Raw genomic sequence first — 19,704 nt, 5'->3', positions numbered from 1 at the left:
GGCCGCAAGGCCGGCTTCCAGCAGCGGAATCGGGCAACCGACGGTAGGCCGTGCGGCGGGAGAGGCTGCCCGGGACCGTGCGAGGCAGGACGCCGAGCCCGAGCCGCCATGGATGGCGAATTGGCGTGTCCCGGGCAGCCTCTCCCGGCGGACGGCCGACATGGGTGGCAGCCAACGCCGACGCAGGACCTACACCAACGTGTTACTGGCTCCGCGGATGCACTGTGCGACACTTGAGCGCTGACTCAAGCAACGCGCCCAGCGAGGAACCGTCATGAACAAGCCCGTCGACACGGCGACGCTGAAGGCCCTGGACCAGGCCCACCACCTGCACCCGTTCACGGACCTGTCGGGCTACGCCCGGGATGGCGGCCGCATCATCAGCCGGGCGGAGCACATCTACATCTACGACTCCGATGGCAACCGCATGCTCGACGGCATGTCGGGGCTGTGGTGCTGCAACCTCGGCTACAGCCAGCCGGCGATCGTCGAGGCGGTGACGCGCCAGCTGCAGGAGCTGCCCTACTACAACAACTTCTTCCGCTGCTCGAACCAGCCCGCGGTGGAGCTGGCGGCGGCGCTGGTCCGGGTGACGCCGGAGCGTTTCAACCACGTGTTTTTCACCAACTCGGGCTCCGAGGCCAATGACACCAATATCCGCCTGGTGCACCGTTACTACGACCTGCTGGGCAAGCCGCAGAAGAAGCAGATCATCAGCCGGCGCAATGCCTACCACGGCAGCACCATCGCCGCGGCGTCGCTCGGCGGCATGAAGGCGATGCACGAGCAGGCCATCGGCCTGTCCTACGTGCACCACATCAACCAGCCGCACTGGTTTGAGCTCGGGGGTGAGCACAGCCCGGAGGACTTCGGCGTTGCGGTGGCGCGCGAGCTCGAGCAGAAGATCGACGAGTTGGGCGAGGACAACGTCGCCGCCTTCATCGCCGAGCCGGTGCAGGGCGCCGGCGGGGTGATCGTGCCCCCGGAGAGCTACTGGCCCGAGATCCAGCGCATCTGTGACGAGCGCGACATCCTGTTCATCGCCGACGAGGTGATCTGCGGTTTCGGGCGCACGGGCACCTGGTTCGGCAGCGAGACCTACGGCATCCGCCCGGACCTCATGACCTTCGCCAAGGCGGTGACCAACGGTTACATGCCCCTCGGCGGCGTGATGGTCAGCGACAAGCTGGCGGATGTGCTCCTGGCCAGCGGCGGCGAGTTCGCCCACGGCCTTACCTACTCCGGGCACCCGGCATCCTGCGCCGCGGGCCTGGCGACGCTCGGCATCATCGGGGAGACCGGCGTCATCGAGCGTGCCGCCACGGAGCTGGCGCCGCGGCTGCAGTCGCAGCTGGCGGCGCTCGCCGACCACCCGATCGTCGGCCAGGTGCGCGGGCTCGGCATGTTCGCCGCCGTGGAGCTGGTGCGCGACAAGACCACCCGGGAGCGGCTGGCGCCGGAGTCGGGCGCGGCGGTTTACTGCCGCGACTGGGCCAACGCGCACGGCCTCATGGTGCGCCAGACCGGCGATGCCATGATCATGGCCCCGCCGCTGGTCAGCCACCCGGAGGAAATCGACGAGCTGGTGGCCCTGCTCACCCGGGCCCTCGACGCCACCGCCGCGCATTACGGGGTCCGCGGCGACTAGCGCACTGACTGTGTTTCAGGCGAACAGCGCGCTGTTGTCGATGAACACGCGGTAGCAGCTGACCCTGCCCTCGGCGGTGACATCCAGCACGTTGGCGAAGGGCACCTCGAGGCGGTAGCCGTCGGCTCGCGTGTACGACACCCGCCCGTGCATGCAACGCCGCCCCCCGGACCACCAGTCCGCCTCGACGTCGTGGGACACCGCGTCGAGCACCGCGAAGAACTGCGCCACGAAGGCGACGATCGCGTCCCTGCCCACGACGGGCTCGAGGTTGCCGAAGAGGAAGGTGGCGTCGTCGGTGAGGAAGGCGCCGAAGGCCGCCGCATCCTGCGCGTCGACGCTGCGCAGCAACGCCGCACCATCGAGTCTCGCCGCGTCAGTCAAACCAGGGCCCCAGCTGCTTGTTGGCCCGCCGGCGGAAGGACGGGTCGCGCAGCAGCGCCGGCAGGCTGGACAGCCCGGCCGTGGTGAAGGCTCCGGGCAGGAACCAGCATTCCGGATCGTCGGTGTCGTAGGGGTCGAAGTCCGCGATATCGCGCAGGCCCCGGAACGCCACGCGATCGCCGAGCCGCGAGGCACAGTAGATGACCAGCCGGTCCGCGAGGTCGACCCCGTGCGTCGCCTCCTTGTCCGCCGGTGCCAGGAGCAGGTCCGTGCCGCCTTCGATCGCCGACACGATGTCCTCCGGCAGGGCCCAGCGCTCCGCCAGCGCTGCACCGAGCACGGGGCTGTCGATAGTCGTCGCCTGCTGCTGCCAGAGCAGCCGGTCGATGAAGGTCGACCCCGGCTCATACCAGTTCACCGCGGCGGGCTCCCGGTCGAGGAAGGCCAGGTCACCCAGGTTCGCGAACAGGGCCCGGGTCGCGACCAGGGACGACCGGGTGCGGCCGGACGCCATCCCGAGCAGCTGCCCGGCGGTGGCAGCCACGGCGGAGGCGCGGACGATGCGCTTGAGGGCCGCCCGCTGTTTATCGCTGTAGTCCGGTGACCAGCCCGAGGCGGCGGCCCCGGCAATGATGCCCTGGACCGTGGTCATGCCGAGGTAGGTCACCGCGTGCTGCACGCTGGCGATGGGGCTGCTGAGCGCGAACGCCGCGGAATTGACGGTCCGCAGCACTTCCGCGGTCAGGCCCGGGTCCTTGCGCACGATCTCTGCCAGCGCCTCGACGTCCGGCGGGTCCCGGGAAAGCGCGAGGAAGGCCGGGTGCGGCTCCGCCATGCCGGCGCAAAGGCGGTCAACCGCCGCCTGCTGCTCGGCATCGAGCGCATCCCGCCGCAGGTGGCGCAGCGTGGCGAGCGCCTCCGGGGGTGAGGACGGCTCCTCTGTCGGGGCGTCCGTGTGCGGGGCAGCTGCGGACGCCCCCAGTGCGCCCGTCGCCGCGGCGGCGGCCCGTGGCTGCGCCCGGCGGCGCGGCGTATCGGCAGTCCGCGGCGATCGGCGCCTCAGCACCAGGAAGGCGAGCAAGGCCGCGCCAGCTACCCAAAGCCACTCCGGCTGCATATCGCTCACCCCCCGGTCACCAACCGAGATGATACACACGGACTCGCCGGGGCATCCAGCTGTCGCTACGCCGCGTAATGGTGACCATAGGAGGTATTGTTGCCGTGCGTATCCTGATCATCCTGCTGTTGAATACTGTCGTGGGCGCCACGGGCGCCCTGGCGCAGGACGGCGCTCAGCGCGGCGCCAGGCTGGAAAAAGTCGGTGAAGCCAAGCTGGAGGTCCTGTTCTGGTCCATCTACCGGTCCCGGCTGTACAGCCCCGACGGCACCTACGAGCCCGGCGTGCGCCCGCTGCGCCTGGAGATCGAGTACCTGCGCGACATCCGCAGCGAGGACCTGGTGAAGCGCACGGGCGAGGAGTGGGAGCAGCTCGGCGTCACCGACCCGGCGCGGGAGGAGTGGCTGGCCACGCTCAGGGCACTCTGGCCCGACGTCAGCAAGAACGACGTGCTCGCCGTGGAGCTGGACGAGGACAGCCGGGCGACCTTTTTTCACAATGAACGACGCCTGGGAAGCATCGAGGGCCCGGATTTCGGGCAGCGCTTCATTGATATCTGGCTGTCGCCCGACAGCAGCCGTCCGAAGCTGCGCCTGGCGCTAACGGGCAAGCGCGACGGCTGAGTTATACGGCTGCTCGGCGGCTGGCGGCGCTGTCGGCGTCGCCGAAGTACTCCGCTAGCCGCGCATCCGCCTCCTTACCGAAAAAGATCTCACAGGCTTCGCGCAGACCCGGCGCGTTGCGAATGACCGACTGGCGCACGACCAGCTCGATTTTTGATCGGCGGCGCAGGAAGTCCTCCAGCGTCACGATCATCTCCCGCCGCGCCGCCAGCTCGATTTCACAGCGGGTGTACTCGGCGTTCTCGATCAGGAGCTTCGCGCTGCTCGCGTCCTCGCGGATGCGCTCGAGCAGCATGAACGCCGCATTGCCGTAGCGGCGCCAGAATCGCTCCGACAGGGGCTCCGGTGAGCTTGAGTCCGTGAGGTCGTCGAGGTCCATGAGCCTGGCCTCGCGCAGGAAGCGCTCGCGGGCGTCGGGCCCCGGCTCGCCGTACCAGGGCGCATCGGGCTCCGGGGCCTCGATGCCGAGGGCGGCGATATGCGCCGCCACCTCGTCGCCGACATTCAGGCAGTCGGTGAGCTTGCCGCCGAAGATACTCAGCTCGCGGCGGGCCTCGTCGACCTCGATCACGTGCTTGCGGGAGAGCTGCACCCAGTCGACATTCCCGGCCTCGCCGGCCACCGCGAGCGGGCGCACCCCGACCCGCTCGGCGATCACGTCGTCGACCGTGAGCGGCCGCTCGAGGTCCAGCAGCGCGTTGACGTTGGCCAGGACGAACTCGCGATCCTCCGGCGTCACGCCGACCTGCGGATCAGACACCTGCGTGTCGGTCGTACCGATGCAGGTGACGGGCCCCATGGGAATCAGGAAGAACAGGCGGCCGTCGCTGGCGAAGAAGGTGAGCACCCGCTTGTTGTCCGTGAGCCGGTCGACGATGAGGTGGATGCCCTTGGACATGGCGTGGTGATGGCGCGTGGTCGTGCCCAGCTGCCGGTTGAGCGGATCCGCCCAGGGGCCGCAGGCATTGATGAGCGCGCGGGCACGCACCGTGAAGCACTCGCCGCTCTGCACGTCGCGGGCGGACACCGTCCAGCGCCCGTCGCTGAAGCTGGCATCGTCGACGCTGACGTAGTTGGCCGCCAGGCAGCCGCAGTCGAGGGCCTGGCGCACGAAACCGAATACGAAGCGCGCGTCGTTGTCGTAGAGGTAGGCGTCCGAGTACTCCAGCCCGCCGGCGGCGTTGCTGGTGTCGACAACGGGCTCCGCCGCCTCGATGGCCCGGGGCGACAGGTAGCGCGGCGGCCGGGTCTTGCAACGGCCCATGAACCAGTACAGGACGCTGCCAAGGAAGACTAAGAAAGGCCAGAAGCGGAAGCCCTTCTGGATGGTGGTGAAGAAGCGGATTTCCTTGACCGTCGACGGGTAGGCGCGCATGAGCTTGTTGCGCGACTTGCAGAGCTTGTTCACGAGCAGGTACTCGTGGCTCTCCAGGTACTTGATGCCGCCCCAGGCGAGGTTGCTCGAGTTGGAGCTCACGCCGCTGGCGAAGTCGTCGCGGTCCAGGAGCCCCGTATCGATGCCGCGGCCCGCCAGCGAGGCGGCCGCCACCGCGCCGTTGATGCCGCCGCCGACAATGAGGACGTCGAGTTCCCGCTCCTTCAGGCGGGCGATGTTGCTGCTGCGCAGCGTTGCAGACATGCCGGTTCCGCGTGCTCTTGCCTTGTCCGGGGTGGACACACGCACCTCCCACCACCACTATAGACGCTTGATTCCCGTGAACAACCGAGTGATGCCCGCCGAACCCAGCCCCTCCCATGGCCCCAGCGCCGGCAGCGACAGCAGCGAGACCTTCCGCGGGCTGACCTATCCCTACGGGCGGCAGGTGGATCCGGCGCCGGGCGAGCCCTGGAAGATCGCCGACGGCGTGTACTGGGCCCGCTTCCGCATGCCCATGAGCCTCGACCACATCAACCTGTGGCTCCTCGAGGACGACGACGGCTGGACCGTGGTCGACACCTGCCTCGACATCCCCGACGCGCGCGAGACCTGGGAGGCGCTGTTCGAGGGCTTCATGGGCGGCAAGCCGGTGCGCCGCGTCATCTGCACCCACATGCACCCGGACCACGTCGGCCTCGCCGGCTGGCTCACGGAGCGCTTCGGCTGCGCCCTGTGGATGTCCCGGGAGGAGTATCTCATGTGCCGCTCGCTGGTGGCCGACACGGGCCGGCCGGCGCCGAAAGTGGCGCTCGACTTCTACCGCGCCGCCGGCTACAGCGACGACAACATCGACGATTACAAGAAGCGCTTCGGCTTCTTCGGCAAGGCGGTCTCCCCCCTGCCGGACAGCTTCCGCCGGCTCGTGGACCGGCAGACCCTGACCATCGGCGGCCGCTACTGGCTGGTGGTCGTGGGCAGCGGTCACTCGCCGGAGCATGTCTGCCTCTACTGCCCGGAACTGCGCCTGTTCATCGCCGGCGACCAGGTGCTGCCCCGCATCTCCCCCAACGTCTCCGTGTTCCCCACGGAGCCCGAGGGCGACCCGCTGCGCGAGTGGCTGCGCTCGCTGGCGCGGATCCGCGAGGTGCTGCCGGACGACCTGCTGGTGCTGCCCGCTCACGAGGCCCCTTTCTACGGCCTGCACGTGCGCCTGACGCAGCTGCTGGAGAGCCACAACCGGGACCTGGACGCCCTCTTCGACCACCTCGAGGAACCGCGCCGCGTGGTCGACTGCTTTCCGCCCCTGTTCAGCCGCGAGATCCGCGGCGGCTCCCTCGGCCTCGCCACCGGCGAGGCCCTGGCGCACCTCAACTGCCTGCTCTACCGGCGCCGCGTCGTCCGCGAGCGCGACGGCCAGGGTGTGCACTGGTACCGGCAGCTGCCCTACACGAGCGAGGAGTGAGCCGTGCTTCGGGCCCTGAAGGTCGCCGCCCTGCGCCGCTACTACCGCTTCGAGACCTGGCGTGCCTGGCGCGGCAGCAACGTGCATGCAGAGCCCGGCGCCCTCGCCCTGCCCACCGACGCGGGCAGCGTGGGGGGGCACCTCTACCGGGGCAGTGAAAAGGCCGGCGAGCGGCCGGTCATCTGCTGGTTCCACGGCGGTGGCTGGGTGGTCGGCGACCTGCAGACGCACCACCCCTTCTGCAGCGCCCTCGCCGCGGCCACCGGCTGCCACGTGGTCTCCATCGACTACCGGCTGGCCCCGGAGCACCCCTACCCCGCCGCCCTCGACGACTGCAGCGCGGCGGTGCGCTGGCTGCGCCGGAACCTCGCGGACCTCGGCCCCAGCAACGGCCGCCTGGTGATCGGCGGCGACAGCGCCGGCGGCAACCTCGCCGCGGGCTGCGCCCTGGACCGGGCCACCGCCGGCGAGGATGACGGGCTCGCCCCGGTGGCCGGTGCCCTGCTGGTCTACCCGGTCACCGACTACTGCGACGCGGGCCACGGCTCCTACGCATCGCGGGCCGACTCACAGCGGCTCACGGCCGACCTCATGCGCTGGTTCTGGGATACCTACCTGGCAGGTGCGGACCCGGCCTCGGCCCTGGCCGCCATGCCGCTGCGGGCAGAAAACCTCGGCGACCTGCCCCCCACGCTGGTGATCACCTGCGACCGGGACCCGCTGCGGGACGAGGGCGTTGCCCTGGCCGAGCGTGCGGCCGCCGCCGGCGTGCGGGTCACGCACCACCACTACGACGGGGCCGAGCACGGCTTCCTTTGTGGTATGGGCATGACGCCGGAGGCGGAGCAGGCCCTGCAGCAGATCTCCTCCTGGCGCCACTCCCTGGACGGCTGAGCCGCCTCAGGCCGCGATCTTGCCGAGGATGGCGCGGGTGCTGGCCGGGTCCAGCAGCCGCGGCGCGAAGTAGCCGGATGCCTCGGTGACGGCGAGGTCCACGAGGTAGTCGAAATCCGCCGCCTTGACCTCGGCCGTCGTCTCCGGGATGTGCACGGCCGCCCTCAGCTCGCGCACCGCCGCGATAAAGGCGTCCGCCTGCTGCGCCCGCGGCTGGCCGGCGTCGGCCGCGCCGACGAGCACGGCGAGCTCCGCCAGCTTTTCCTCGGCCTCGTCGCGGCAGAACTCGAGCACGTGCGGGAGCACCAGGGCGTTGGCCAGGCCGTGCGGGATGCCGTACTTGCCGCCGATCTGGTGGGCGATGGCATGCACGTTGCCGACGTTCACCTGGTTGATGGCGATGCCGGCGTAGTAGGCCGCCATGGCCATGCCGTCGCGGGCCTCCCGGTTGGTGCCATCGTCATAGGCCGTGCGCAGGTGATCGAAGATCATCCTGATGGCCCGGCGCGAGTACTCCGTGCGCGTGCCTCGGTCCCAGGTCGAGATGTAGGCCTCGATGGCATGGGTCAGCGCGTCCATGCCCGTGGCGGCGGTGATCGCCGGCGGCATGCCCAGCATGAGGTCCGAGTCCAGGCCCACGGCGGCCGGGTGCAGACCCTTGCCGGAAAGCACACCCTTCTGCTTCGTCTCGGTGTCGGAAATCACCGCGCCCATGGTCGCCTCGGAACCGGTACCGGCGGTCGTGGGGATCACGTAGATGGGCATCACGTCGTGCTTCACCTTGCCAAAGCCCACCCAGTCGCGCGGGTCCTCGTCGCTGCAGCCGCCGGCGGCGATGACCTTGGCGGCATCGATGGAAGAACCGCCGCCGACGGCCAGGACGGCATCGGCGCGGTGGGCCTTGAGGGCGGCGATACCCTCGTCGACCTGGGTGAAGGTCGGGTTCGGCTGCACGCCGTCGTACCAGGCGAGTTCCGCGCCGCCGGCGACCAGTGCCTCGACCGCCTTGTCGGCGATACCCAGGTCCCGGAGCGGCTTGTCCGTGACCACCAGCAGGCGGCGCTGCCCGCCGCGGAGGATGTGCTCGCCGAGCTGCCGGCTGCTGCCCGGGCCGGCGAAGGCCAGGTAGGAGACAGAGGGGGCGAAGGCCACGAGGACCTTGACCAGGGCGAAGTAGAGGCTGTGCTTGATTTTCCGTAGCAGCATGAACGGCAATCTCCGGTAGGTGCCTGCGTGGGGCCGCGGGCCCGGTGTTTACAGTGCCCACAACGCATGCAAGGGTAGCAAGACCGGCGGGGGCGTTAAACTGCGCTCCCGTGACCCCTAACGGCCCAAGCAACGAGGAAGCCCCATGAGCGACGCCCTGCCCGCCGAACGCCACTACATCGCCATCGCCGACGACGAGGCGCACAGCCTGAGCCTCGAGCAGGACGCCTGCCCGGCCCCGGGGCCCGGCGAGGTGCTGATCCGGGTCGCCTTCGCCGGCATCAACCGCGCGGACCTGCTGCAGCGCCGCGGCCTCTACCCGCCGCCGGCCGACGCCTCGCCGATCCTCGGCCTCGAGGTCGCCGGCACGGTCCTCGCGTGCGGCGACGGCGTCAGCGGCTGGGCGCCCGGCGACCCCGTCTGCGCGTTGACCCACGGCGGCGGCTACGCCGACGTCGCCGTGGCGCCGGCCGGCCAGTGCCTCCCCGTGCCCCGCGGGTACAGCCTCGCCGAGGCCGCGGCCCTGCCGGAGGCGCTGTTGACGCTCTGGCACAACCTGTACCAGCGCTGCGGCCTCGCTGCCGGCGAGAAAGTCCTCATCCACGGCGGTGCCAGCGGCGTCGGCACCCTCGCCGTCTCGGTGGCGGCGGCCCTGGGTGCCACGGTCTACAGCACCGCCGGCAGCGCCGAAAAGTGCCGGCGCATCGAGGCCCTGGGGGCCACCCGCGCCTTCAACTACCGCGAGGAGGACTTCGAGGCGGCGCTGGAGGCCGCCGGCGAGAAAGCCGCCATGGACGTAATCCTCGACATGGTCGGCGGCGACTACGTGCAGAAGAACCTGAACGTCGCCGCGCCCGGGGGCCGCATCGTTTCCATCGCGTTCATCCGCGGTCCGAAGGCGGAGCTGAATCTTGCGCCCCTGCTGCTCAAGCGGCTGACGCTCACCGGCTCGACGCTGCGCGCGCAGTCCTTCGCGCAGAAGGCGCGCATGGTGGAGGAACTGCGCGAGGCCGTGTACCCGGTGCTCGAGAGCGGCGCGGTGCGCCCGGTCATCGACAGCGAGTTCCCGCTCGCCGACGCCGCCCTGGGGCACGAGCGGATGCAGTCCGGCGAGCACATGGGCAAGATTCTCCTCGCTGTTGCATGACGCTATAGTGACGGCCACGCGGGCGGGCAGGGGCGAGCGGCGAGCATGACGACCAGGGCATCGGGCCGGACCGGTCTCTTGCTGCTGTCTGCAGCGGCCCTCCTTGCCGCCTGCGGCGGGGGTGGTGGCGGGGGCGGAGCGCCTGCTCCCGCGCCCGCCCCGGCGCCGGTCAACCGTGCCCCAAGTGCTGATGCCGGCCCCGACCAGGCCGTTGTCGGCGGCGACCTCGTCGACCTCGACGGCAGCGGCAGCAGTGACCCGGACGGCAGCATCAGCAGCTGGTCCTGGACCGTCAGCGAGGGCCCCGAGCTCGAGCTTTCCGGCGCCGACGGCCCGCGCGCCAGTTTCACCGCCCCGTCCTCCTCCAACCCTTACGAGGTGGTGCTTTCCCTCACGGTCACCGACGACGACGGGGCCAGCGGCACCGACAGCATCACGATAAGCGTGGAACCCCTGGAGGAGGCGCCCCGGGTGAACCTCGCCGGCCGCGTGGTGCCGTCGGTTAACCAGGTCCTCGACTCGGACACCAACGACCCGGCCAACCTCTACCGGGCCAACGACGACCCGGCCGACGCACAGCCGGTCGGCAACCCGGTCACCATCGGCGGCTACGTCAATCTCCCGGGTACCGGCGCCGAGGGGCGCTCGCGGATCAGCGGGGACAGTGAAGACTTCTTCGCGGTCTCGCTGCTCGAGGGCCAGTCGATCACGCTGCTGGTCGCGGACTACCTGGACGCGGACGCCGATCTCTACCTCTACGACGACAGCGGCGAGATCGTCGATTTCTCCATCGAGTTCGGCGAGCTGGAGCAGGTCTCGGTTCCCGCGGACGGCAGCTACACGGTGAATGTCTCGGCCTTCGCCGGTGCGACCAATTACACGCTCGCCATCGGCAGCACCGCCTCGGTGGCGGCGGCCCCGCGGCCGGCCCTTGTACCCGGCGAGGTCATCGTCCGCTACCGCGGCGACGACCGGCGCGCCGAAGCCGAGGCGCGGCGCAAGGCTGCCCGGGCCGCAGAGGACCTCGCCATCAACCTCGGCCTGGACCGGGTGGCGGGCGACAGCGGCCGCGAGCGGCTCCTGTCCCTGCAGCCGGCGGGCACCGGCTCCCCCCGGGCGCGGGCCCGCCAGGGACGCGCCGCGGCCAAGGCCGACGCCATCACGGACCCGGCCCGCCGGCAAAACTGGGAGACGCTCCTCGCGGTAAAGACGCTGCGCCGGGATCCGGCGGTGGCGAGCGCGGCCCCGAACTATCGCCGCGAGCCGCTGGCACTGCCCAATGACGAGTTTCTCGACCTGCAGTGGCATTTCACCCAGCTGCGGCTGCCCACCGCCTGGGACAGCACGACCGGCGATCCCGGCATCGTAGTCGCGGTAGTGGACACCGGCATCCTCTCCGGCCACCCGGACCTCGCCGGCCAGCTCGTCGACGGCTATGACTTCATCCGCGACCCGGACGTCGCCGCGGACGGCGACGGCATCGACCCGGACCCGGAAGAGACCGCGAACCCCACGGAGCCGGAGCCGGTTGCCTTCCACGGCACGCACGTGGCCGGCACCATCGCGGCGCGCGGCAACAATGGGATCGGCGTCGCCGGCGTCGCCTACAGCAGCCGCCTCATGCCCCTGCGCGCCCTCGGCGCGACCACGGGCACCAGCTACGATGTCGCCCAGGCCGTGCGCTATGCGGCCGGCCTGCCCAACGATTCCGGGCAGCTGCCGGCGCGGCCGGCGGACATCATCAACCTGAGTCTCGGCGGTGAGGGCTTCAGCCAGGTGGCCCAGGATCTGTACCGGGAGGTGCGCGACGCCGGCATCCTGCTGGTGGCATCCGCCGGCAACGAGGGCAGCGATACGCCGAGCTACCCGGCAGCCTACGATGGCGTCATCGCCGTCGCCGCGGTGGACGCCCAGCGCGAGGCGGCCGGCTACAGCAACTTCGGGCCCCACATCGATATCGCCGCGCCCGGGGGCGATACCAGTGCGGACCTCACCGGCGACGGCTTTCCCGACGGCGTCCTGAGCACCGGGCGCGGCGGCGAGGACTTCGCCTACACCTTCCTGCAGGGGACTTCCATGGCGGCCCCGCACGTCAGCGGCATGCTCGCGCTCATGAAGAGCATCAACCCGGACCTGTCGCCGGCGGACATCGACCGGCTGCTGCAGGACGGCGACCTCACCTCCGAGCTCGGCGCCAGCGGCCGCGACGACCGCTTCGGCTACGGCCTCGCGAATGCCTCGCGGGCGGTGAATGCCGCCCTGCGCAGCACCGGCGTGGCCGTGGAGGAGCCGCGGGAAGTCAGCGCCAGCGCGCGCACCCTGAATTTCGGCAGCCTCCTCGACAGCCTGCAGGTGGACATTGCCGGCAGCGGGGGCGCCGTGGTCACCGGGGTCGGCAGCGATGCGCCCTGGCTAGACGCCAGCCCGGAAGCAACGGACGCCGACGGTCTCGGCCGCTACCGGGTCACCGTGGACCGCGCCGGCCTCGACGCGGGCGTCTACTCGGCCCGGCTGCGGGTGGAGTCCAACGCGAACCCGCTGCTCATCGATGTCATCGCCTCCGTGGCCGGCGCCACCCAGGCGGACCTCGGCACCGTCTATATCCTGCTCTACGAACCCGCCATCGATACCGTGGTCGCGCAGACCTCGACCCGCCTCGCCGACGGCGACTACGACTTCGCGATCCCCGATATCGCGGCCGGTATCTACCAGCTCTTCGCCGGCACGGACTTCGACAACGACCTGCTCATCTGCGATCCCGGCGAGGCCTGCGGCGCATTCCTCACCGTCGACCAGCCCGTGTCCATCGAGGCCGACGGCGACCGCGACGACCTCGTCTTTCCCATCGAGTACCAGGTCACCATCCCCTCCGTGAACGCCACCGTGAACACCCGGGCCGACGGCCCGGGCGACGGCGGCCTGCCGCGGAAGCAGCCCTGAAATCATCCCTGGAAGCAGCACTGAAGAGGAAACACACCATGTCGATCCAGCCGCTGCGGCGAACCCTGCTCCTGCCCCTGTGCTTCCTCGCGCTCGCCGCCTGCGGCGCGGACGCGCCCGCAGACGACGCACCAGCGCAGCCTGCCCCATCGGCAGAAGCCGCGGCCGCAGAGACAGCAGCGGCGGCGGACGAGGCAACGGAGCAGGCCACCGAAGCCGGGGTCACCCTCGACGACGGCGCCCTCGCCTTTACGCGGCCGTGGACCGGCGACCTGGACGGCATGGAGGAGCGCCGGCTCATCCGCGTACTCACGGTCTACGGGCCGGGCCGCTTCTATCTCGACGAGGGGCGCGGGGCGGGCCTCGTGGCGGAGCTGGTGAAGCGCTTCGAGGACCACGTCAACGACGAGCTCGAACGCGGCCACCTGCGCGTGAACACCGTGATCATTCCGGTCGCCCGGAACCAGCTCGTGCCGGCCCTGCTCGCCGGCCGCGGCGACATCATCGCTGCCGGGCTGACCATCACCCCCGAGCGCGCCGAGGAAGTGGACTTCAGCATCCCCACCAGCAAGCCGCTCAACGAGATCCTCGTCACCGGCCCGGGCGCACCGCCGATCGAGCGCGTGGAGGACCTCTCCGGGGAGACCGTCTACCTGCGCCTCACCAGCAGCTACGCGGAGAGCGTGCGCCAGCTGAATGAGCGTCTCGAGGACGACGGCATGGCGCCGGTCACGATCGAGCCGATGCCCGAGAGCCTGGAGGACGACGACCTCATCGAGATGGTCAACGCCGGCCTGCTGCCCTGGGCCATCGTCGACGAGTACAAGGTCCAGGCCTGGGAGGGGGTCTTCACCGACCTTACGCCGCGGCCCGATATCACCTTCCGGGAGGCCGGCCGCCTGGCCTGGGCCATGCGCAAGGACAGCCCGAAGCTTAAGCAGAGCGTGGACGCCTTCCTGCGCGAGAACCGCGAGGGAACGCTCATCGGCAACGTGCTGCGCAACCGCTACATCCGCGATTTCGACTGGGCCGCCAATGCGCTCGGCGAGGACGACTACGCCCGCTTCGAGGCCCTGGAAGACATCTTCCGGCGCTACGGCGAGCGCTACGGCATCGAGTACCTCATGGCCGCGGCGCAGGGCTACCAGGAGTCACGGCTGGACCAGAGCGTCCGCTCGCACGCCGGCGCCGTCGGCATCATGCAGCTGCTGCCCTCCACGGCCGCAGACCCGAACGTCGGCATCCCGGACATCGACAACAAGGAGAGCAACATCCACGCCGGCATCAAGTACATGGACTTCCTCCGCAGCCGCTACTTCGACGACCCGGCGATCAGCGACCTCGACCAGCTGCTGCTGTCGCTCGCCGCCTACAACGCCGGGCCGGCCCGGGTGCGCAGCCTGCGCCAGACCGCCGAGGCAGAGGGCTATGACCCGAACGTGTGGTTCGACAACGTCGAGGTGATTGCCGCCCGCGAGATCGGCCGGGAGACCGTGCAGTACGTCACCAACATCTACCGCTATTACCTGACCTACCAGATGGTCGCGAGCAATGTACTCAAGCGCCGTGCGGCACGGGAGGGCGCCGGCCTGCAGTAAGCACATGGAAGAGCGCGCCGCCGACCGCACCGGCGGCGCCCTGCGCCAGCAGACCGGCGAGGCTGCGCGTGGCGGCAATCCCGGTGACTCCGAAGACCGCCTTCATGATGAGGTGCAGCGCCAGCACGGCCACGAAACCGGCGGCCAGGTACCCGGCGAAACGCGCGGCCGGCACCAGACGGAAGAGGCCCGCAGCTACCGGCAGCGCAAGCACGAGGGCCAGGGCAAGGAGCGGCAGGTAGCTGCCGGCGAGGCCGACAAGGTCCTGGCCGGTCGTCTCGAGGCGCACGGGCCAGGGCACCTCCGGGCCCAGGGCCACCACTTCCTGCAGCACGAACTGCGTCGCGGCGACGCTGCCGATGAGGTAGGTCGCGCACAGCGCAACGAGGTAAGCGGCGAGGACACGCAGCATGGGCATGACACTCCGGCGAAAGCTGTCTGGCTATAATGACCGCCTGGCCCTGCCATGGAAAGCCGCCATGTCCCGCACCCTGCCGCTATGCCTGGCGGCCTTTCTCCTCGCCACCGCCGCCGCCCGCGGCGAGCCCTACCGGCTCGAGACAGTGGCCGGCGACCTGCACCATCCCTGGTCCGTGGCGCAGCTTCCGGACCGCAGTTTCCTGGTCACGGAGCGCCGCGGCCGGCTGCTGCACATCGGTCGCGAGGGCGGGCAGCAGCCGCTCACCGGCGTACCCGACACCTACGTTGCCGGACAGGGCGGTTTCTTCGACGTGGTCCTGCACCCGCGCTTTGCCGACAACCGGCTCGTGTACCTGAGCTATGCCGCGGGCGGCCCCGGGGCCAACGCGACCGCGGTGTTCCGCGGCCGGCTAACGGCCGTGGGGCTTGCCGACGGCGCGGAGATCCTGCGGGTCCAGCCGCTCAAGGCGACGCCGCAGCACTACGGTGGCCGGCTGGCCTTCCTGCCGGACGGCACGCTCCTGCTGACCACCGGCGAGGGGTTCGACTACCGCGAGGCCGCCCAGGACCCGGGCAGTGAACTCGGCAAGGTCCTGCGCACCCGCGACGACGGCACGGTACCCGCTGACAACCCCCTGGCAGAAACCGGCGCGCCACGGGTCTGGACCCTGGGCCACCGCAACCCGCAGGGTCTCGTCGTGGACGAGGCCAGCGGCAGGGTCTGGCTGCACGAGCACGGGCCGCGCGGCGGCGACGAGGTGAACCGGCTGGTTCCCGGCGCGAACTACGGCTGGCCCGCGGTGACCCACGGCATCGATTATAGCGGCGCCCGCATCTCGCCGTACGAGCGCTGGCCCGGGATGGTCGACCCGGAAAAAGTCTGGGTGCCGAGTATCGCGCCCTCGGGGCTGGCGCTGTACCGGGGAGACCGCTTTCCCGGCTGGCGCGGCGACCTGTTCGTGGGTGCGCTCGTGGACCGGGAGGTGCGCCGCCTCGACCTGGAGAACGGCGTCATCGTCGGGGAGCAGCGCCTGTTCGGCGAGCTCGAAGAGCGGATTCGCGACGTGCGCAGCGCGCCGGACGGCTTCCTTTACCTGCTGACTGACAGCGAGGCCGGACGGCTCGTGCGGGTAAGGCCGGCGGAGGACGCCGGCCGCTGACGCCAGCCGCGACGTCAGAGTTCCAGGGTCAGCTGGCCGCTGCTTTCCGGGGCGCTGCCGCGCGCTTTTTTGCTGCCGGTGCCCTCTTCTTTGCAGGGGCCTTCTTCGCAGGAGCTTTCTTCTTCGCCGGTGCCTTGCGAGCGGCCTTCCTGGGTGCAGCTTTCTTCGGTGCAGCTTTCTTCTTGGCTGCAGCCTTCTTCCTAGCCGGCGCCTTTTTCTTGGCCGGTGCTTTCTTCCTGGCGGGAGCCTTCTTCGCCGCCGCCTTCCTGGCGGGCGCTCTCTTCTTCGCCGCGTTGCGCGAGGCGCGGGCGCGGGCGGCCTTCTCTACCATCTCCGCCGCTCGCTCTGCCGCTTCGGCCTTGCGCCCCTCGAGCACGAGGTCAGCGCGGATCGGCACCAGCCTCTCGGCGTAGTCGTAAGCGGCGCGCGCCATGCTGGCAATCGTCTCCGTCAGGTCCTGCACCTGCTTGACCAGTTCGTCGACGCGCTTCTCGTTGGCGCTCGTCGCCTTGGAACGCAGCGCCGCACGGGCCTTGCTCAGGCGCGCGCTCGCCTGGTTGTGCTTCTTGCGCGCCGCGTCGAGGTCACGCTTGACCCTGGCGTGGGCTTTTTCCGTTTCGGCGAGAAGGCGCGAACGCAGTTTCTCGACGCGCTTGTTGGCTTCTTCCGCCATCCTCGTAGCCTGGGCGAGTTCTTTTTCCAGCATCGGCTGTTTGCTCCCTGTTATCAGAATCAGTACCGCGCTCCCAGTTTAGGAGTAAAGACGGTGCTTGTAACGGGCATTTTTTGATTCACCGCAAGGATGCAGGCGTCCGTCGACCGGCCCGTGCGCGGGCGGGCGCCGCGGGCTACACTCTGCCCCTCGGCATCAGGAGGGGTCAGCCATGAGCGAAGACGCACCGGGACGGCGCATACGCGCACCGAAAGCCGTACGCAGGAAACTGCGTGAGGCGGCGATCGCGAAGGTGCGCCAGGACATGATCCACGCGGGCCGCTCGGAAGCGGATTACAGTGCAGAGGACCTCGAGTACCTCGTGGCCGAGAAGGAGAAAGAAATCTGGTCGGGTCTCGGCTGGAAGGGCTTCGGCATCGCGGCGCTGCTGCTCGGCATCAACATCGGCATCTGACCGTGTCGCTCTTTCGCATCGTCAAGTACTCGTCGCTGCTGTTCTTCTTCCGCCGCTACCGCGGCCGCATCTTCCGTATCGTCGCCGTGCTGCTGTTCGCCCTGGTGACCAACGTGCTCTACCAGGACGTCGCCCACTACCTGCAGCTTCGCCACCCGGGTGCCCTGGTCTGGGCCCTGGCCGGCAAGATCGTGATCGTGTACGGGGCGCTGGCTTTCGTGCTCTGGCAGTTCCGGCCGGTGCGTGACGAGGCGGCGCCGACCGACGCCGGCGCGGCGAAGGCGGCCGGGAAAACGCGGGGCGAGGAGAAGACGCCGGCGGCGCCCGCAGACCGGCTCTCCGCCCTTGCGGATATCGAGCACCACGATCGCCTGCGCACGCGCTACGAAGCGGTGCTCGAGGCGCGCCGGAAGACGCCCGGCGGTTCCGGGCCTAGAAATCCAGGGTAAAGCGCGCACCCCAGGTGCGCGGTGCCTCCAGCGAAGCGGTCGCCCCGTCCGGGTTCGGCGGCAGGTTGCTGCCGCCGGCGGTCGCGGCGATCACCGCCTCGTTCTCGATGTTGCGCATCCACAGGCCCACGCTCCAGCCCTCGCGGGCGGGGTACCAGGTCAGCTGCGCGTTGCTCTTGCGTGCGGCCCGCTGCCGCCCCCCGGGGGTGTGCGAGAAGTCCGCCCAGAAGCTGCTTTCATAGCGCGTGCTGAGCGCCGCCCGCAGCCGGCCACCGGCGACAGCGAAGTCGTGGTGGTAGCGGGCGACGAGGGACCACTCCGGTGCGTACTGGGCGCGGAAGCCGTCGTAGCTCGCGGTGCCGTCGGGCAGGTCGAAGTCCGTGTACTCGGCATCGACCCACGCCCCGGACAGGCTCAGCGCGCTGCGCGCGGAAGGCGCGAGCGCCAGCTCGAACTGCACACCCTGTACCTCGGTCTGTTCCACGTTGAAGGTCTGCGTGGCGTTCAGCACCGTGTTGTAGGCCGAGCCGAACAGGCCGTCGTAGTCGTAGTAGAAGGCCTCGATGCTGCCCGTGGCACTGCCGCCGGCGCTGCTGCCCTTCACGCCCAGCGCATAGCTTACGAGCTCGGCCTCGTCGACGGTGTTCGGCTGCGAGGCAGTGCCGGCGTAGGGATTGAAAGTGCCGGGCATGTAGCCGGTCTGCACCGTGCCGTAGGCGACGAGACCGTTACCGATGTCGCGGCTCAGCGCCACCTTGACGTCCAGGTGGTCGTACTCGCCGTCGCCGTCGGCCTCGAAGGGCGCAAGGCCCGTGCCGTCGAAGAAGCGCCCGGCGCCGTCGCGGCGGTCGCTGCTGAGGCGCCCGCCGAGGGTCAGGCGCCAGGCCTCACCGAGGGCAAGCTCGGCCTCGCCGAAGGCTGCGATGCCCTCGATGCGGTTGTCGTCGACGATGCTCACGGGCACCGGCAGCCCGGCGGGGCCCGGCAGGGCCACGGTGTCGAAACCGCCGAACAGGAAGTAGCCCTCGCTGTCCATGCGGTAGGCGTAGAGGCCCGCGAGCCAGTCGCCCCAGTCCGCGCTGCCGAGGAGACGCAGCTCGTGAATCTGCTGCCGGTAGCTGTCGGTCTTGTTCGCCGGGAAAGCGCCGAGCCAGTAGTTGCTGGACACGCTGAAGTCCGTGAACGCCGGCAGGTAGCTGAGCGTGAGCGTGGGCGACAGGCGGTAGCTGAACTCGCCGCCGGCGAGCACGTTCTCGTAGTCCCGGTACTCCTCCGCCTGCGGCTGGCCGAAGGGCAGGAAGGCATTCCAGGGTTCGGGAAAGCGATCTTTCCACGGATCTGAGCGCAGGTAGCCGGCGGGCGACAGCTCCCCGCTCTCCGGGTCGACGCCCTTCACCACGAGGTTCGGCGGGCTGCCGTCCATGTCGGCGACGTTGATCCAGCCATAGGCGCTGAAGCGGTCCCCCGGCGTCCAGCGGACGGACAGGCGGCCGGCGAGGTTGTCCAGCGCGTCGGCGCCGCTGGCGAGGTAGCCGTCCCGTTCCTGGTAGTCGGTGGCCAGGCGCAGGGTCAGGTCGCGGCCGAGGCCGACGTCCCCGGCGGCACTCAGGCGCCGGCTCTCGAAGTTGCCGGCCTCGACCAGCAGGTAGCCCGGGTTGCCGTCCGCGGGCCGGGCGAAGCTCGCGTTGACCACGCCGCCGAGCGTGCTGCGGCCGTAGAGGGTGCCCTGCGGGCCGGGCAGCACCTCGAGCTGGTCGAGGTCGAAGAGCGCCGTGCTGTTCGCCTCCCGCGGGACATAGACGCCGTTCAGGTGCAGGGAACTCGGCGGGTCCAGCTGCGGAAAATCCAGCGTGGAGCCGATGCCGCGGATGTAGACCTGGGTGGAGGTGTTTTCCTGCTGCAGGCGCATGGCGGGCAGCAGCGCCTGGGCCGCGCGGATATCACCGACGCCCTCCTCGCGCAGGAGCCCCGCGTCGAACACGGTGACGGTGCCGGGCACGTCGAGGCGGGTGGCTTCCCGCTTGCTGACGGTGATGACGACTTCTTCCAGCGGCAGGTTTTCGGCCTGGGGGGCGACGGTGCTGAGTGCCGCTACGGCACAGGCGAGAAGACGGCGGTGCATCCGTAATCCTCCCGGTCAGTGAGCGAGCG

17 protein-coding genes are annotated in these 19,704 nt (G+C 70.1%); 10 read left to right on the top strand and 7 right to left on the bottom strand.

Translation table 11 applies throughout. From position 1 onward, the window contains the following. Positions 1-274 precede the first annotated feature (274 nt). Positions 275-1,648 carry an aspartate aminotransferase family protein gene (locus tag RKE50_RS16525; RefSeq protein WP_350038292.1) on the top strand — a complete coding sequence of 458 codons (1,374 nt, stop codon included), beginning with the start codon at positions 275-277 and terminating at the stop codon, positions 1,646-1,648. A gap of 15 nt (positions 1,649-1,663) precedes the next feature. Here the strand turns inward: RKE50_RS16525 and RKE50_RS16520 are convergent, their stop codons facing one another. Together RKE50_RS16520 and RKE50_RS16515 are read right to left on the bottom strand one after the other, a co-directional pair. Continuing rightward, the gene (locus RKE50_RS16520; RefSeq protein WP_350038290.1) at positions 1,664-2,032 is read right to left on the bottom strand and encodes a nuclear transport factor 2 family protein; all 369 of its coding nucleotides are present in this window, start codon (positions 2,030-2,032) and stop codon (positions 1,664-1,666) included. Next, positions 2,025-3,149 (bottom strand): HDOD domain-containing protein, encoded by a 1,125-nt coding sequence (locus RKE50_RS16515; protein ID WP_350038471.1) that lies wholly within the window; start codon positions 3,147-3,149, stop codon positions 2,025-2,027. Before RKE50_RS16515 ends, RKE50_RS16520 begins: the two co-directional genes overlap by 8 nt. Before the next feature lie 104 nt (positions 3,150-3,253). On the opposite strand from RKE50_RS16515, the gene RKE50_RS16510 reads away from it, so the two are divergent. Next, positions 3,254-3,772, top strand: coding sequence for a chalcone isomerase family protein (locus tag RKE50_RS16510; protein ID WP_350038288.1), 519 nt, complete (start codon positions 3,254-3,256; stop codon positions 3,770-3,772). A gap of 1 nt (position 3,773) precedes the next feature. Here the strand turns inward: RKE50_RS16510 and RKE50_RS16505 are convergent, their stop codons facing one another. Continuing rightward, the gene (locus tag RKE50_RS16505; protein WP_350038286.1) at positions 3,774-5,411 is read right to left on the bottom strand and encodes a glycerol-3-phosphate dehydrogenase/oxidase; all 1,638 of its coding nucleotides are present in this window, start codon (positions 5,409-5,411) and stop codon (positions 3,774-3,776) included. Positions 5,412-5,502: 91 nt separating this feature from the next. On the opposite strand from RKE50_RS16505, the gene RKE50_RS16500 reads away from it, so the two are divergent. Both RKE50_RS16500 and RKE50_RS16495 read left to right on the top strand, forming a co-directional pair. Then, on the top strand, positions 5,503-6,612 hold the full coding sequence (locus RKE50_RS16500) for an MBL fold metallo-hydrolase (protein WP_350038284.1): 1,110 nt from the start codon (positions 5,503-5,505) through the stop codon (positions 6,610-6,612). Between the two features lie 3 nt (positions 6,613-6,615). Further along, positions 6,616-7,506, top strand: a complete 891-nt coding sequence (locus RKE50_RS16495) for an alpha/beta hydrolase (RefSeq protein WP_350038282.1) — start codon at positions 6,616-6,618, stop codon at positions 7,504-7,506. 6 nt (positions 7,507-7,512) lie between these two features. Here RKE50_RS16495 and RKE50_RS16490 read toward each other — a convergent pair whose 3' ends face one another. Then, positions 7,513-8,712, bottom strand: a complete 1,200-nt coding sequence (locus RKE50_RS16490) for an iron-containing alcohol dehydrogenase (RefSeq protein WP_350038281.1) — start codon at positions 8,710-8,712, stop codon at positions 7,513-7,515. 145 nt (positions 8,713-8,857) lie between these two features. Between RKE50_RS16490 and RKE50_RS16485 the strand changes: the two genes are divergently transcribed. The 3 genes from RKE50_RS16485 to RKE50_RS16475 are packed head-to-tail and all read left to right on the top strand — an operon-like array spanning position 8,858 to position 14,397. Continuing rightward, a complete protein-coding gene (locus RKE50_RS16485) occupies positions 8,858-9,859 on the top strand; it encodes an NAD(P)H-quinone oxidoreductase (RefSeq protein WP_350038279.1) in 1,002 nt (333 codons plus the stop codon). 45 nt (positions 9,860-9,904) lie between these two features. Continuing rightward, complete coding sequence (locus RKE50_RS16480; RefSeq protein WP_350038277.1) at positions 9,905-12,799, top strand: S8 family peptidase; 2,895 nt, start codon at positions 9,905-9,907, stop codon at positions 12,797-12,799. Positions 12,800-12,837: 38 nt separating this feature from the next. Beyond that, complete coding sequence (locus RKE50_RS16475) at positions 12,838-14,397, top strand: MltF family protein (protein ID WP_350038275.1); 1,560 nt, start codon at positions 12,838-12,840, stop codon at positions 14,395-14,397. Here the strand turns inward: RKE50_RS16475 and RKE50_RS16470 are convergent. Further along, positions 14,357-14,815, bottom strand: coding sequence for a hypothetical protein (locus RKE50_RS16470; RefSeq protein ID WP_350038273.1), 459 nt, complete (start codon positions 14,813-14,815; stop codon positions 14,357-14,359). The genes RKE50_RS16475 and RKE50_RS16470 overlap by 41 nt on opposite strands. 61 nt (positions 14,816-14,876) lie before the next feature. Between RKE50_RS16470 and RKE50_RS16465 the strand changes: the two genes are divergently transcribed. Continuing rightward, positions 14,877-15,977, top strand: a complete 1,101-nt coding sequence (locus RKE50_RS16465) for a PQQ-dependent sugar dehydrogenase (protein ID WP_350038271.1) — start codon at positions 14,877-14,879, stop codon at positions 15,975-15,977. Between the two features lie 28 nt (positions 15,978-16,005). Here the strand turns inward: RKE50_RS16465 and RKE50_RS16460 are convergent, their stop codons facing one another. Then, positions 16,006-16,683 carry a hypothetical protein gene (locus RKE50_RS16460; RefSeq protein ID WP_350038269.1) on the bottom strand — a complete coding sequence of 226 codons (678 nt, stop codon included), beginning with the start codon at positions 16,681-16,683 and terminating at the stop codon, positions 16,006-16,008. Positions 16,684-16,861: 178 nt separating this feature from the next. Between RKE50_RS16460 and RKE50_RS16455 the strand changes: the two genes are divergently transcribed. Next, on the top strand, positions 16,862-17,104 hold the full coding sequence (locus tag RKE50_RS16455) for a hypothetical protein (protein WP_350038267.1): 243 nt from the start codon (positions 16,862-16,864) through the stop codon (positions 17,102-17,104). A 2-nt stretch (positions 17,105-17,106) separates the two neighbouring features. Further along, entirely contained in the window at positions 17,107-17,553 is a 447-nt protein-coding gene (locus tag RKE50_RS16450; RefSeq protein ID WP_350038265.1) for a hypothetical protein, read from the top strand. On the opposite strand, the gene RKE50_RS16445 is transcribed toward RKE50_RS16450, so the two are convergent. Further along, complete coding sequence (locus tag RKE50_RS16445; RefSeq protein WP_350038263.1) at positions 17,537-19,675, bottom strand: TonB-dependent receptor; 2,139 nt, start codon at positions 19,673-19,675, stop codon at positions 17,537-17,539. The two genes, RKE50_RS16450 and RKE50_RS16445, sit on opposite strands and share 17 nt — an antisense overlap. Positions 19,676-19,704 lie beyond the last annotated feature (29 nt).

Origin of the sequence: Pseudohaliea sp., assembly GCF_040217025.1 — a bacterium.
Classification (GTDB): domain Bacteria; phylum Pseudomonadota; class Gammaproteobacteria; order Pseudomonadales; family Halieaceae; genus Pseudohaliea.
This window is presented reverse-complemented; position numbering and strand designations above follow the sequence as displayed.